The 11,514-nt window shown below is 72.9% G+C and carries 13 protein-coding genes; 7 read left to right on the top strand and 6 right to left on the bottom strand.

From position 1 onward, the window contains the following. Nucleotides 1–186 precede the first annotated feature (186 nt). On the bottom strand, nt 187–858 hold the full coding sequence (locus tag AC07AW_RS19255; protein ID WP_478816671.1) for a TetR/AcrR family transcriptional regulator: 672 nt from the start codon (nt 856–858) through the stop codon (nt 187–189). A gap of 52 nt (nt 859–910) precedes the next feature. After that, the gene (locus AC07AW_RS19250; RefSeq protein WP_478816670.1) at nt 911–1,705 is read right to left on the bottom strand and encodes an IclR family transcriptional regulator; all 795 of its coding nucleotides are present in this window, start codon (nt 1,703–1,705) and stop codon (nt 911–913) included. A 519-nt stretch (nt 1,706–2,224) separates the two neighbouring features. On the opposite strand from AC07AW_RS19250, the gene AC07AW_RS19245 reads away from it, so the two are divergent. Genes AC07AW_RS19245 through AC07AW_RS19220 form a run of 6 tightly spaced genes read left to right on the top strand, consistent with a single transcriptional unit; the run spans nt 2,225 to nt 7,859 of the window. Beyond that, nucleotides 2,225–3,259: an ABC transporter substrate-binding protein gene (locus tag AC07AW_RS19245; protein ID WP_478816669.1), complete on the top strand. Its 1,035-nt coding sequence runs from the start codon at nt 2,225–2,227 to the stop codon at nt 3,257–3,259. 38 nt (nt 3,260–3,297) lie between these two features. After that, nucleotides 3,298–4,308, top strand: a complete 1,011-nt coding sequence (locus tag AC07AW_RS19240) for an ABC transporter substrate-binding protein (RefSeq protein ID WP_478816668.1) — start codon at nt 3,298–3,300, stop codon at nt 4,306–4,308. Continuing rightward, nucleotides 4,305–5,150 carry an ABC transporter permease gene (locus AC07AW_RS19235; RefSeq protein ID WP_478816667.1) on the top strand — a complete coding sequence of 282 codons (846 nt, stop codon included), beginning with the start codon at nt 4,305–4,307 and terminating at the stop codon, nt 5,148–5,150. Before AC07AW_RS19240 ends, AC07AW_RS19235 begins: the two co-directional genes overlap by 4 nt. Continuing rightward, nucleotides 5,147–5,911, top strand: a complete 765-nt coding sequence (locus tag AC07AW_RS19230; RefSeq protein WP_478816666.1) for an ABC transporter ATP-binding protein — start codon at nt 5,147–5,149, stop codon at nt 5,909–5,911. The genes AC07AW_RS19235 and AC07AW_RS19230 overlap by 4 nt, the downstream gene beginning before the upstream one ends. Further along, nucleotides 5,908–6,771: an ABC transporter substrate-binding protein gene (locus AC07AW_RS19225; RefSeq protein WP_478816665.1), complete on the top strand. Its 864-nt coding sequence runs from the start codon at nt 5,908–5,910 to the stop codon at nt 6,769–6,771. Before AC07AW_RS19230 ends, AC07AW_RS19225 begins: the two co-directional genes overlap by 4 nt. A 5-nt stretch (nt 6,772–6,776) precedes the next feature. Next, entirely contained in the window at nt 6,777–7,859 is a 1,083-nt protein-coding gene (locus AC07AW_RS19220) for an LLM class flavin-dependent oxidoreductase (protein ID WP_478816664.1), read from the top strand. On the opposite strand, the gene AC07AW_RS19215 is transcribed toward AC07AW_RS19220, so the two are convergent. Next, a complete protein-coding gene (locus tag AC07AW_RS19215) occupies nt 7,849–8,709 on the bottom strand; it encodes a hypothetical protein (RefSeq protein WP_478816663.1) in 861 nt (286 codons plus the stop codon). The two genes, AC07AW_RS19220 and AC07AW_RS19215, sit on opposite strands and share 11 nt — an antisense overlap. A 106-nt stretch (nt 8,710–8,815) precedes the next feature. Between AC07AW_RS19215 and AC07AW_RS19210 the strand changes: the two genes are divergently transcribed. Then, nucleotides 8,816–9,073: a WhiB family transcriptional regulator gene (locus AC07AW_RS19210; RefSeq protein WP_478816662.1), complete on the top strand. Its 258-nt coding sequence runs from the start codon at nt 8,816–8,818 to the stop codon at nt 9,071–9,073. 31 nt (nt 9,074–9,104) lie between these two features. On the opposite strand, the gene AC07AW_RS19205 is transcribed toward AC07AW_RS19210, so the two are convergent. From AC07AW_RS19205 to AC07AW_RS19195, 3 genes are all read right to left on the bottom strand, one after another. Continuing rightward, a complete protein-coding gene (locus AC07AW_RS19205) occupies nt 9,105–10,079 on the bottom strand; it encodes an acyl-ACP desaturase (RefSeq protein WP_478816661.1) in 975 nt (324 codons plus the stop codon). 227 nt (nt 10,080–10,306) lie between these two features. Further along, a complete protein-coding gene (locus AC07AW_RS19200; RefSeq protein WP_478816660.1) occupies nt 10,307–10,531 on the bottom strand; it encodes a hypothetical protein in 225 nt (74 codons plus the stop codon). Between the two features lie 14 nt (nt 10,532–10,545). After that, entirely contained in the window at nt 10,546–11,397 is an 852-nt protein-coding gene (locus tag AC07AW_RS19195; RefSeq protein ID WP_478816659.1) for a helix-turn-helix domain-containing protein, read from the bottom strand. Between the last annotated feature and the right edge of the window lie 117 nt (nt 11,398–11,514).

The raw sequence follows: 11,514 nt of genomic DNA, 5'->3' as shown, positions 1-11,514 counted from the left end.
CCGGACCGTGGGCGGGGGTGCCGACGGTTCCGGCCGTCCCGCTCACCATGCGGGCGCGCCCGGGAGCACAGGGACGAGCGACACCTGACCTTCACTCGATCAGCGAGTGCGCGGTAGCCGGGCGGGCGGCCCGGGGTGCGGCGGGTGCGGAGACGTGAGAGGAAGGAGCCTTGGGGTGGGCTCCGGTCAGGCGGGATCGCTCAGCGCCGCCCGGCCCCTGTCCGTCGCCGAGGCGAGAAGCCGCGCCGTGATGCCCCGTTCGGCGCGGGCGTACGTGCCGGGGTCGCCGAACAGGACGGACCGGGCGTTGGCCGCCTCCATGAGGGCGATCACCTCGAAGGCCAGCTGCTCCACGTCCAGGTCCTCGGCGAAGTCCCCGACGGCACGCGCCTCCGTCAGGGCCCCCTCCATGTACGCGGTCCAGTCGCTGCGGGTTTGGGCGACGGCGTCGTGGACCGGGCCCGTGCGGGCGTCGAACTCGGCCGAGACGGCGTAGAAGAAACAGCCGCCCGCGAAGACCCGCTCCGAGGAGTACGCGAGCCAGTTCCGGCACAGCTCACGGACCCGCCGCGCGCCCGGCGGCAGGTCCTGCAGCGGGGTGACGACGCGGTCGGCGAAGACGGCGACGGCGGCCCTGACGGTCGCGAGCTGGAGCTCCTCCTTGGAGCCGAAGAGGGCGAAGACACCGCTCTTGCTCAGCTTCAGCTCGGTCGCGATGCGTCCCAGGGACAGGCCTTCGAGGCCCTCGACCGAGGCGATGTCCATCGTCCGGCCGAGGACGAGCCGCCGGGTCTGGTTGCCCCGCTCGACGCGTCCGTCGGTCCTGGTGCCGGTGCCGCTTCCGGTGCTGCCGCTCATGACCCCATCGTACTGAACGCACGACCGTGCGGATATCTCGGCGCTCCCGGGGCTACCCGGCCCGCTCTCCCGGGTCCCGGCGCTCCGCCGGGGCGAGCAGCAGCACCTCCAGGGCCCGCGCGCAGGCCCGAGCCTGCGCCAGGTACCAGTCGAGCCGCGCGTCGGTGATCAGCTCGGGGGTCGCCCGGACCGCGAGCGCGAACCGCGCGTGTCCCGTGCGTTCCAGGACCGGCACGGCCACCGTCCGCACCCCGTGGGCCGACTCACCGTCGTTGAGCGCGTACCCCGCCTCCCGTACGCGCGCCAACTCGGCGTCCAGAGCGGGCGGTTCGACGATCGTCCGCTCCGTGAACGCGTACAGCGGCGGCAGCGAGCGCGGGCCCGCCTCGCCCGCCCGGGGCCAGGCCAGCAGCACCTTCCCGAGCGCCGTCGAGTGGAGCGGCCGGCGCAGCCCCACCTTCGGGGTCACCGAACCGCCCGCCACGATCACCGCGTGCGGACCGCTGCGCAGCGCCAAGTCGGCCGTCGCGCCCGTCCGTTCGGCCAGATCGGACAGCTCGGGCGCGGCCAGGTGCAGCCCTCGCTGGTGGTACGAGAGGCGGCCCAGCTCCGTCATCGCCGGACCGAGCCGGTAGCGCGCGGTCCGTGCGTCCTGCTCCAGGAAGCCCGCGCCGAGCAGGGTGCGGGCCAGGCGGTGCGCCGTCGAGGTGGAGAGCCCGAGCCGGCGCGCGAGGTCGGAGGCGCTCAGGTCGGGCCCGTTGTCGTGGAAACAGTGCAGCACGTCCAGTGCGCGGCGGACCGCCTGGGCGCCCGCCGGGGGTCGGACGATGCCGGCCTCGGTCGTCATAGGGTTCGCTCCCCGTGGGTGATCGGGCTCCCACGCTCCCACATGGCGGGAGCCGAATCGGGCTCCGGGGGAGGTAGGAAACACTGCGTTCACAAGCAATCCCACATGGTGGGAGCCGAGTTGTGGGCGACGGAACGACCGTGGCAAGGTTCCGGCCAACACACCACGGCGGCAGCGCACCGGAAGGAGCAGGCGATGAACGCACGACACATACCGCTCGCCCTCACCCGGCGCCGCCACATCGACCTGGCGCGCGTCACCGGCACCGGCTGTCGCTGACACCCGGCTTTCGCTGACCCCGGCCTCCGCTGACCCCAGCCTCCGCTGACACCCGGCCTTCGCCGGCCCATGGTCTTCGCCGACCCGCGTCCGGCCCCAGCCGTCCAGTCACGCCGTAGCCGCTCACGCCGCACCCCCACGCCCTCCGGTCCTCCGCCGACCCCGCCGGCCTGCCCGGAAGACCCTTCCGTCGCGCCCGGCCGTGCCCCGCCGCCCTCTCCCGACCCTTCACCCCCCGGGATGCCCTCCATGACGTACGCCCGCGTGCCCGACACGCTCTGGTTCACCCGCTGCCCCGTCCCCACCGCCACCGGCGTCGCCGCCGACCGCGGCTGGCTGGCGGGGGAGTTCGCCCCGGACGGCATCGCCGTCCGCTCGCTGCAGGACGCCGAACCCGGCGCCGACCGCGCCACCCACTTCACCCACGCCCTGCCCGGGCTCTTCCGCGAGGGCGGCAACGTGCCCGCACTGTGGGCCCGTTCGCGCGGCGAGCGCACCCGGCTCGTCGGGCTCACCTGGATCGAGGAGCGCCAGGTGGTGCTCGTCGCCCCCGGCTCCCCGCTCCGCGGGGCCGCCGCCCTGCGCGGACTGCGGCTCGCCGTGCCGCGCCACTCCGTGCCCATCGACTTCTGGCGGGCGATGGCCCTGCGCGGCTTCGAGGGCGTCCTCGCCTCGGCCGGGTACGGACTCGACGACGCCGTCCTCGTCGACGTACCGGCCGACGGCTGTCAGGGCCAGTGGGCCGCCGAGCTCGACGCCCTGCGCCGCGGCGAGGTCGACGCCGTCTACGTGAAGGGAGCGCTCGCCGTCGAGGCGGCCCGCCGCGCCGGCGCCGAGGTGGCCGTCGAGCTCGACGAACTGCCCGACCCCGCGCACCGCGTCAACAACGGCACCCCGCGCCCCCTCACCGTCCACCAGGACCTCCTGGACGAACACCCCGAGCTCGTCGCGCGTTTCCTCGCCGTCCTGCTCCGCGCCGCCGACTGGGCCGCCGGCGAGCCCGACGAGGTCGCCCGCATCCTGGGCGCCGAGACCGGGGCGGGCGCCGAAGGCGTCGCGGGCGCCTACCGGCCCGGCACCCACCGCACCCTCCACCCGGACCTGTCCGGCACCCGGCTCGACCTGCTCGCCCGCCAGGAGGAGGCCCTGCGCGCCCACGGCTTCCTGCCCGAGGCCGTCGACGTACGGGCCTGGGCCGAGCCGGAGCCCCTGCGCCGCGCCCGCCTCATCGCGGCCGCCGCCGCGCCGGACCGGTCCCCGCAGTCCGTCTCGTGACACCCGCCCCACTCCCTGATCCCCGGAGGAAGACCGCCATGCGCCCACTCACCCCGCTCGCCGCTCTGGCGGCCCTCGCCGCCCTCTCCACCGTCACCGCCTGCGGCGGCACGGACGACGACGGCGCCCCGAAGGGGAAGGCAGGCGGAAAGGGGACGGTCACCGTGCGCATCCCCGACCCCGGCAACGCCGGAGTCCTCGCCCGCGGCAAGAAGGACGGCAGCCTCGACAAGGCCCTCGCCGCCGTCGGCGCCGAGGTGGCCTGGACCGGCAGCGCCGGCCCCTTCGCCCCCGCGGCCCAGGCGCTCAACGCCGACCAGCTGGACATCGCGACCGGCTCCATCACCTCCGGCATCACCTCCCTCTCCCAGAGCCCCGGCTTCGCCTTCTTCACCGCCACCGACCCCGACCCCGTCGGCGAGGGCATCCTCGTCCGCGAGGGCTCGGACATCACCTCCGTCCAGGACCTGGTCGGCCGCAAGGTCGCCGTCAACAAGGGCGGCACCGGCGAGTACCTGCTCCTCAAGGCCCTCGCCAAGGCCGGGATCCCCGCGGACACGGTCGAGCGCGTCTATCTGCGCCCCGACCAGACCGCCGCCGTCTTCAACGCCGGACAGGTCGACGCCTGGGCCGTCTGGTCCACGTACGCCGTCGCCGAGATCGGCACCGGCAAGGCCCACTTCGTCGCCGACGGGACCGCCATCGGCTCCGACAACTACAGCCTCAACGCCGTCCGTTCGGACTTCGCCGAGGAACACCCCGAGATCGTCAAGGCGCTCTACACGTACCTCCACGAGCACAGCGCCGAGGAGAGGAAGAACCCCGCCGCCTACCTCAACGTCTTCACCGACGCCGGCCCCACCGCCGTCAACGGCAAGGCCAAGGACGTCCAGATCGCCTTCACCGCCAAGGGCGGCACGGTCGACCCCATCGGTCCGGAGGACATCGAGCGCTTCGAGACCGTCGCCCGGTTCTACGCCGACCAGAAGGTCACCCCGGGCAAGGTCGACATCGCCGCCCACCTCCTCGACGTCGAGAAGCTGTCATGACGGCCCCCACCGAGGAACGGGAGCGGACGGAGGGGCTCGTCGCGCCGCGTCCACCCGTCCGCCGCGCCCGCTCCCGCACGTACTCCGTCACCGTCCGCGCCCTCGGTCCGTTCGCCCTGCTCGCCCTGTGGTGGGCCTCCTCCGCCGCCGGCCTCCTCACCCCCGACGTCCTCGCCTCGCCCGCGCAAGTCGTCGGCGCGGTGGGGGAGTTGTGGGGCAACGGGCAGCTGCCCGACGCGCTCGCCACCTCCCTCACCCGCTCCGGCCTCGGCCTGGTCATCGGCCTCGCCGCCGGACTCACCCTCGGCATCACCACCGGCTTCACCCGGCTCGGCGACGAGCTCCTCGACTCCTCCCTCCAGACCCTGCGCACCATCCCCTTCCTCTCCCTCGTCCCCCTCTTCATGGTCTGGTTCGGGATCAACGAGACCGCGAAGATCCTGCTCATCGCCGTCGCCACCACCTTCCCGATGTACGTCTCCACCACCGGCGGCGTCCGCAACACCGACCGCAAACTCGTCGAGGCCATGCGCAGCTTCGGTCTCGGCCGGCTCGCGCTCGTCCGCCAGGTCGTGCTCCCCGGCGCGCTGCCCTCGCTCCTCGCCGGACTGCGGCTGTCCATGACATTGAGCGTCATCGCGCTGATCGCCGCCGAGGAGATCAACGCCACCGAAGGCATCGGCTATCTGATGTCCCAGGCCCAGAGCTACGCCCGCACCGACATCCTCGCCGTCTGCATCCTCGTCTACGGACTCCTCGGCCTCACCGCCGACGTGTTCGTCCGCGGCCTGGAGCGGATCCTCATGCCCTGGCGCACCGCCGGACCGGGAGGGACGACATGACCGCCGTACGGGTCAGGGGACTGCGCCGGGTCTTCGGCGACCGCGCCGTCATCGACGGCCTCGACCTCACCATCGGGCGCGGCGAGTTCGTCGCCCTGCTCGGTGCCAGCGGCAGCGGCAAGACCACGCTGCTGCGCATCCTCGGCGCCCTCGACGGAGCCGACGGGGGAGAGGCCCTCGTCCCCGCCGCCCGCACCCTCGTCTTCCAGGAGCCCCGGCTCATCCCCTCGAAGAAGGTCCTCGCCAACGTCACCGTCGGGCTGCCGCGCGGCGCCCAGACCCGGGCGACCGGCCTGCGGGCGCTCGCCGAGGTCGGCCTGGAGCGGCACGCCGACGCCTGGCCGGCCACCCTCTCCGGCGGCGAGGCCCAGCGCGTCGCCCTGGCCAGGGCCCTGGTCCGCGAGCCCGAACTCCTGCTGCTCGACGAGCCGTTCGCCGCGCTCGACGCGCTGACCCGGCTCCGCATGCAGGACCTGGTCGGCGAACTGCGCCGGATCCACCGGCCGGCCGTCCTGCTCGTCACCCACGACGTCGACGAGGCCGTGCGCCTCGCCGACCGGGTCGCCGTGCTGCGGGACGGCCGGCTCGTCACCGACGAAGCCGTGACCGTCCCCCGCCCCCGCGACCCCGGCGACCCGGCCTTCGTGGCCCTGCGCCGCCGCCTCCTCGCCGACCTCGGCGTCCACACGCCCGAGGACGTCCACACGCCCGAGGAGGCGCCCACCGTCTCCCCCGTCTCTCTCGAAGGAGCCCCCGCATGACCGTCGTCATCGGTGTCCACCGCAGCAACCCCTCCCTCTACCACCTCTCCCGCCTCGACTACGCGGAGGAGGAGCTGGCCGCCCTCGGCGAGACGGTGACCTGGCACCCGTACACCGACGGGGTCCGCACCGGCGCCCACCTCGCCGACGGCACCATCGACTTCGGCGGCACCGGCTCCACCCCGCCGGTCACCGCGCAGGCCGCGGGCCACGACATCGTCTACACGGCCGTCTCCGCACCCCGGCCCGACCACGGTGCCCTCCTCGTCCCCGAGGACAGCCCGGTCCGCACCGTCGCCGACCTCAAGGGCGGCACCGTCCACATCGCCGTCGGCTCCTGGCAGACGCACCTCGTCGCCAAGGCCCTGGACGACGCCGGACTCTCGTACGCCACCGACATCACCCCCGTACGCGGCGACGCCGGCAGCGAGGCGAAGCTCCGCGCCGGCGAGATCACCGCCTGGGTCGCGCAGGGAGCCGAACTCGCCGCCGCACGCCGCACCGGCGGCCTGCGCACCCTGATCCGGACCGGCGAGGTCATCAGCGACCGGTCCGTCTTCTTCACCCGCCGCGACCTGGCCGAGCAGCGGCCCGAGCTCGTCGAGGCGTTCACGCGCGCGCTGCGGCGGGCCGACGAGTGGGCCGCGGCGCACCCGCGCGAGGCCGCCGAGATCGCCGCGGCCGACCAGGGCGGCACGGTCGAGGACTGGGAGACCGCCCTGCGCGCCCTGCCCTGGACCATCGAGGAGGTCGGTGAGGAGTTCCTCGCCGAGCAGCAGCAGGCGACGGACATCTTCCACCGCACCGGATTCGTCGACCGTGCGGTCACCGTCGCGGACGCGCTGCCCCGGAAGGCCTGATCACCGTGACCACGCAGGCACCCGAAGTCCTCTGGTACGTCATCCCGCGCGAAGGCGCCTACCCGTGGGAGCCGGAGGGCCGCCGCCCCGTCGACCTCGGCTATCTCACCCAGCTCGCCGGTACGGTCGAACGCCTCGGTTTCACCGGCGCGCTGCTCGCCACCGACCTGTACGACGTGTGGCCGCTCGGTTCCGCGCTCGCGGCCTCCACCAGCACCCGTTTCAAGCCGCTGCTCGCCGTCCACCCGGGCCTGATCTCCCCCACGCTGCTGGCCAAGATGGCGCTGAGCTTCGACAACCTCTTCGGCGGCAGGCTCCGGTTCAACGTCGTCAACGGATCGACGAACTCCCTGCGGGAGTACGGCCTGCACGTCGAGCACGACGAGCGGTACGAACTGAGCGTCGAGTACTGGTCGATCGTCAAGCGGCTCACGGCCGGCGAGGTCTTCGACCACAAGGGGAGGTTCTACGACCTCAAGGGCGCCGGAGCCTCCTTCCGCGACCTGCGACCCGTCCAGGCGCCGCACGTCCCGCTCTGGTTCGGCGGCTCCTCGGCGCCCGGCATCGAGATGGCCGCCGAGCACGTCGACGTCTACCTCACCTGGGGCGAACCCCCGCACCTGCTCAAGGAGAAGCTCGACCACGTCCGGGCCAGGGCCGCCGCCCACGGCCGCACGCTGCGGATCGGGCTGCGGCTCCACCTGATCGTCCGGGACACCGAGGACGAGGCCTGGGCGGCGGCCGACCGGCTCCTGGACGTCACCAGCGAGTCGACGTACGCCCGGCAGCTCGGGGACCGCGCCGGTGAGGACGGCGTCGGCTGGCAGCGCCAGTTCCGCCAGCACGGCGGCAAGGTCCCGGCGCGGGCCCGTGAGCTGGAGACCCACCCCAACCTGTGGCCCGGCATGAGCCTGTTCCGGCCGGGCCCCGGCACGGCCGTCGTGGGCTCCACGGCCCAGGTCGTGGAGCGGCTCGAGGAGTACCGGGAGCTGGGAGTGGACACGTTCATCCTGTCCGGGAACCCGCTCCTGGAGGAGGCGTACCGGGTGGCCGAGACGGTCCTCCCGGCGCTGGGCGTCACTCGCTGAGGTCGAACACGCCCCACTCCGTGAACGGCTCGGTCTGGACGTAGACCCTGCTCCCGCGGCCGACGACCCGGCGGCGGCCGAGGGGAGTGCCGTCCGGCGCGGTGAGCAGGCCGGTCCCGCCCACCTCGACGGAGGTCTCGGTGAGCCCTCCGTACACGATCCGGTCACAGTCCTCGCCGTAGCCGCCGACGAAGGCGACCGACCCCTCGTGGACGGCCACCGCCTTGGCGCCCCGCACGGTGTTGGAGCGCACCTTCACGGGCCGGCCGGGTGCGATCTCCAGCAGGGGGAAGTCGGTGTACGGGCAGGCCCAGGCGGTGGAGCCGGACACGTTGAGGGCGTAGCAGTCCATGATCCAGCCGGCGCCGGAGGTGTCGTCGGACGCCCACCGGAGCTCTCCCGTGGCGCTCCAGCGGCGGATCCCGTCCGGGTTCTCGTCGAAGTGCCCGACCCAGAGGTCGCCGGTGCCGTCGACGAGGAGGTGCTCGACGGCGTCGCCGACGGCGAAGGACCGGGTCTCGCGGCCGAGCGCGTCGAAGACCTGCACCTGGTGCCGTTGGTCGGCTCCGCGGGCACGGGCCGAGGCGACGACGAAGCCGCCGTCCGGCAGACGGTCCAGATGCGGCCATCGCGTGCGTACTGAGCTCAGCGCGGTGACCTCAACGTCACAGCCGTCGTGGACGGAGACCACGAGCGCGTCGAAGGGGCGCAGGTCACTACCGGGCTTCGGAGTCTGGTCCGCGAGCAGCCAGTGGGCGGTGCCGAAGGCGTCGACGGTGCTGGTCAGGACGTGACGGTCGTGGTGGGCGCGGGGCAGGCGGGCGTACGGGGCGAGGGCCGTCTTCTGCATGGCGGCGATCCTCGCCGAGGGCCGGTCCAGGCGGCAAACCCTTTCGGCGCGCCGCATTGATCGAACGTTGATGGCCCGTTTACGACCCCTCGGCAGTCTGTACGTCATGCAGACCTACACGAGCGTACTGACCGCACAGGAGCCCGACATGACCTGGCGCGAGAACGCCCTGTGCGCCCAGGCCGGACCGGAGTTCTTCTTCCCGGCGCCCGGCTCGTCGACGCGCGAGGCGAAGCAGTTGTGCGGGGCGTGCGAGGGGCGCCTGGCGTGCCTGGAGTACGCGCTGACCCACGACGAGAGGTTCGGGGTGTGGGGCGGGCTCTCCGAGAAGGAGCGCGGGCGGCTCAAGCGGCAGGGCCGCTGAGCCGCCGGGCCGCCCCGCGGGGGCCGGTGGCTCAGCCGGCGGCGCGGGCGGCCATCCGGGCCTTGCGGGCCGCGAGCTTCTCGTCGAACTTGCTGGCCTCGCTGTCCAGGCCGTTCATGTAGAGCCCCAGCTCCTCCTGGGCGCGCAGGCCGTCCGGGCCGAGGCCCTCGATCTGGAGGACCTTGAGGAAGCGCAGGACGGGCTGGAGGACGTCGTCGTGGTGGATGCGCATGTTGTAGATCTCGCCGATCGCCATCTGCGCGGCGGCCCGCTCGAAGCCGGGCATGCCGTGTCCGGGCATCCGGAAGTTGACCACGACGTCCCGCACGGCCTGCATGGTCAGGTCGGGGGCGATCTCGAAGGCCGCACCGAGCAGGTTGCGGTAGAAGATCATGTGCAGGTTCTCGTCCAGCGCGATGCGGCTGAGCATCCGGTCGCAGACCGGGTCGCCGGACTGGTGGCCGGTGTTGCGGTGCGAGATGCGGGTGGCGAGCTCCTGGAAGGCCACGTACGCGACGGAGTGGAGCATCGAGTGCCGGTTGTCGGACTCGAAGCCCTCGCTCATGTGCGACATCCGGAACTGCTCCAGCTTGTCCGGGTCGACGGCGCGCGAGGCGAGCAGGTAGTCGCGCATCACGATGCCGTGGCGGCCCTCCTCGGCGGTCCAGCGGTGCACCCAGGTGCCCCAGGCGCCGTCGCGGCCGAAGAGGCTGGCGATCTCGTGGTGGTAGCTCGGGAGGTTGTCCTCGGTGAGCAGGTTGACGACGAGGGCGATCTTGCCGATGTCGGTGACCTTGGACTGCGACGGCTCCCAGGCCTCGCCGTCCTCGAAGAAGCCGGGGAAGTTGCGGCCGTCGGACCACGGCACGTACTCGTGCGGCATCCAGTCCTTGGTGACCTTCAGGTGCCGGTTGAGCTCCTTCTCCACGACCTCTTCCAGTGCGTAGAGCAGCCGTGCGTCGGTCCACTCAGCCGAGCTGCCGAGGTGGGGAGAGGTGAGCGTCACGGGAACTCCTGGGGACGGAGAGGGGGGCATACGGGCATACCTACGGATTCGTAGGTTACGAGACCGTAGGTTAAGCCTCCGTAAGGCGTCGGCCAAGCTCGTCCCGGCGATGTCCGGTTACGTTCCGTTATGTTCGCTGCTCCGGCGGGCCGTCGGAGACGCAGGTCACGTCCCGGCCGGCAGTCGACGCCCTTGCGGTCGACTACGCAGCGCAGACGGCCGGCGGCTCAGAGCAGATGATCGGCCGCTCCGGCCTTCACCGCCGAGATGAGCGCCCGCAGCGCCTCGACGGAGTCGCTGACGTACTGGTCGGGGGAGAGCGTCGAGCCGATGTAGGCCCGGCCGGAGCCGTCGAGACCGAAGCGGAAGCAGTTGGCGCCCTCGCTGCAGAAGGCCTCGTTCCAGTCGATCGCGGCGGCGGGGGCGGTGGGGGCGTGGGGCGTGACGTTCATGGTGTGGGGGTCCTTCACAGATCCTGGGATATGGCGCGGACGAAGGCGCGCGATTCGGTCGCGGACAGCGCGAGCCCGCGCAGTCGGTCCAGCAGGCCGCGGTACCGGCGCAGTTGCATGTCGGTGTCCAGGAGGAGCGAGCCGTGCGAGGAGTCGAGCTGCACGGTGTCGAGCTGCGGCACCGGCGCTGTCACGTAGGTGAACGACTGGCCCGCCCCCGGGAAACCCCCCGCGGCGAAGGGGATCACGCGTACGGAGACGGTGTCCCGCTCGGTGTGGTTCAGGATGTGCTCCAGCTGGGCCCGCGCGACCTTCGGTCCGCCGAACTGCATGCGCAGCGCGGCCTCGTGGATCACGGCCTCGTACCGTACCGGCCGGTCCCGGTCCAGGATCTCCTGGCGGCGCAGCCGCAGCGCGAGCCGGGCTTCCAGGTCGGGTTGCGGCAGTGGGGGGACGGCGGTGTCGAAGACCGCCCGGGCGTGCTCCCCGGTCTGCAGGAGGCCCGGGATGTGGGTGGTGACGGAGGTCTCCAACTCCGAGGCGTGGAACTCCAGTTCGGCGATGTCGAGGAGGGCGGGCGGCAGCAGCCCGCGGTGCTCCTCCCACCAGCCCCGGTCCCGCTCGTGGGCCATGCCGGCGAGGAGGTCGACGAGTCCGGTGTCCGGGCAGCCGTAGTTGAAGGCGAGGGTGCGGACCCGCTCGGCGCTGATCCCGAAGCGGCCCGACTCGATGTTCGGGATACGGGTGCGGTCGACGCCCAGGAGGGCTGCGGCCTGCAGGGCCGACATCCCCGACTGTTCGCGCAGTTTGCGCAGTTCGCTCCCGAGGCGCTGCTGTCGCGCGGTCGGGCTGCTCCTCGGTGGCACGCTCTGACTCCCTTTCGTTCCGTGGCGCCGCGGCGCGGGCGAGCCGCCGGTTTCGGCCGGAATGGCATGACTACTTGCAAGTAGTAGCACTGTGCTCCGGGCGTGCGCTACGGTCGG

The sequence above is a fragment of the Streptomyces sp. NPDC044003 genome, from assembly GCF_056435185.1.
The sequence above is the reverse complement of the archived record's forward strand: the minus strand, read 5'-3'. Positions and strand labels throughout refer to the sequence as shown.

Coding starts and splice junctions, on each gene's coding strand:
- AC07AW_RS19230 (WP_478816666.1), top strand. CDS start 5,147: ATGACCGCCGTACGGGTCAGGGGACTGCGCCGGGTCTTCGGCGACCGC.
- AC07AW_RS19215 (WP_478816663.1), bottom strand. CDS start 8,709: ATGCAGAAGACGGCCCTCGCCCCGTACGCCCGCCTGCCCCGCGCCCAC.
- AC07AW_RS19225 (WP_478816665.1), top strand. CDS start 5,908: ATGACCGTCGTCATCGGTGTCCACCGCAGCAACCCCTCCCTCTACCAC.
- AC07AW_RS19240 (WP_478816668.1), top strand. CDS start 3,298: ATGCGCCCACTCACCCCGCTCGCCGCTCTGGCGGCCCTCGCCGCCCTC.
- AC07AW_RS19250 (WP_478816670.1), bottom strand. CDS start 1,705: ATGACGACCGAGGCCGGCATCGTCCGACCCCCGGCGGGCGCCCAGGCG.
- AC07AW_RS19245 (WP_478816669.1), top strand. CDS start 2,225: ATGCCCTCCATGACGTACGCCCGCGTGCCCGACACGCTCTGGTTCACC.
- AC07AW_RS19235 (WP_478816667.1), top strand. CDS start 4,305: ATGACGGCCCCCACCGAGGAACGGGAGCGGACGGAGGGGCTCGTCGCG.
- AC07AW_RS19255 (WP_478816671.1), bottom strand. CDS start 858: ATGAGCGGCAGCACCGGAAGCGGCACCGGCACCAGGACCGACGGACGC.
- AC07AW_RS19210 (WP_478816662.1), top strand. CDS start 8,816: ATGCAGACCTACACGAGCGTACTGACCGCACAGGAGCCCGACATGACC.
- AC07AW_RS19200 (WP_478816660.1), bottom strand. CDS start 10,531: ATGAACGTCACGCCCCACGCCCCCACCGCCCCCGCCGCCGCGATCGAC.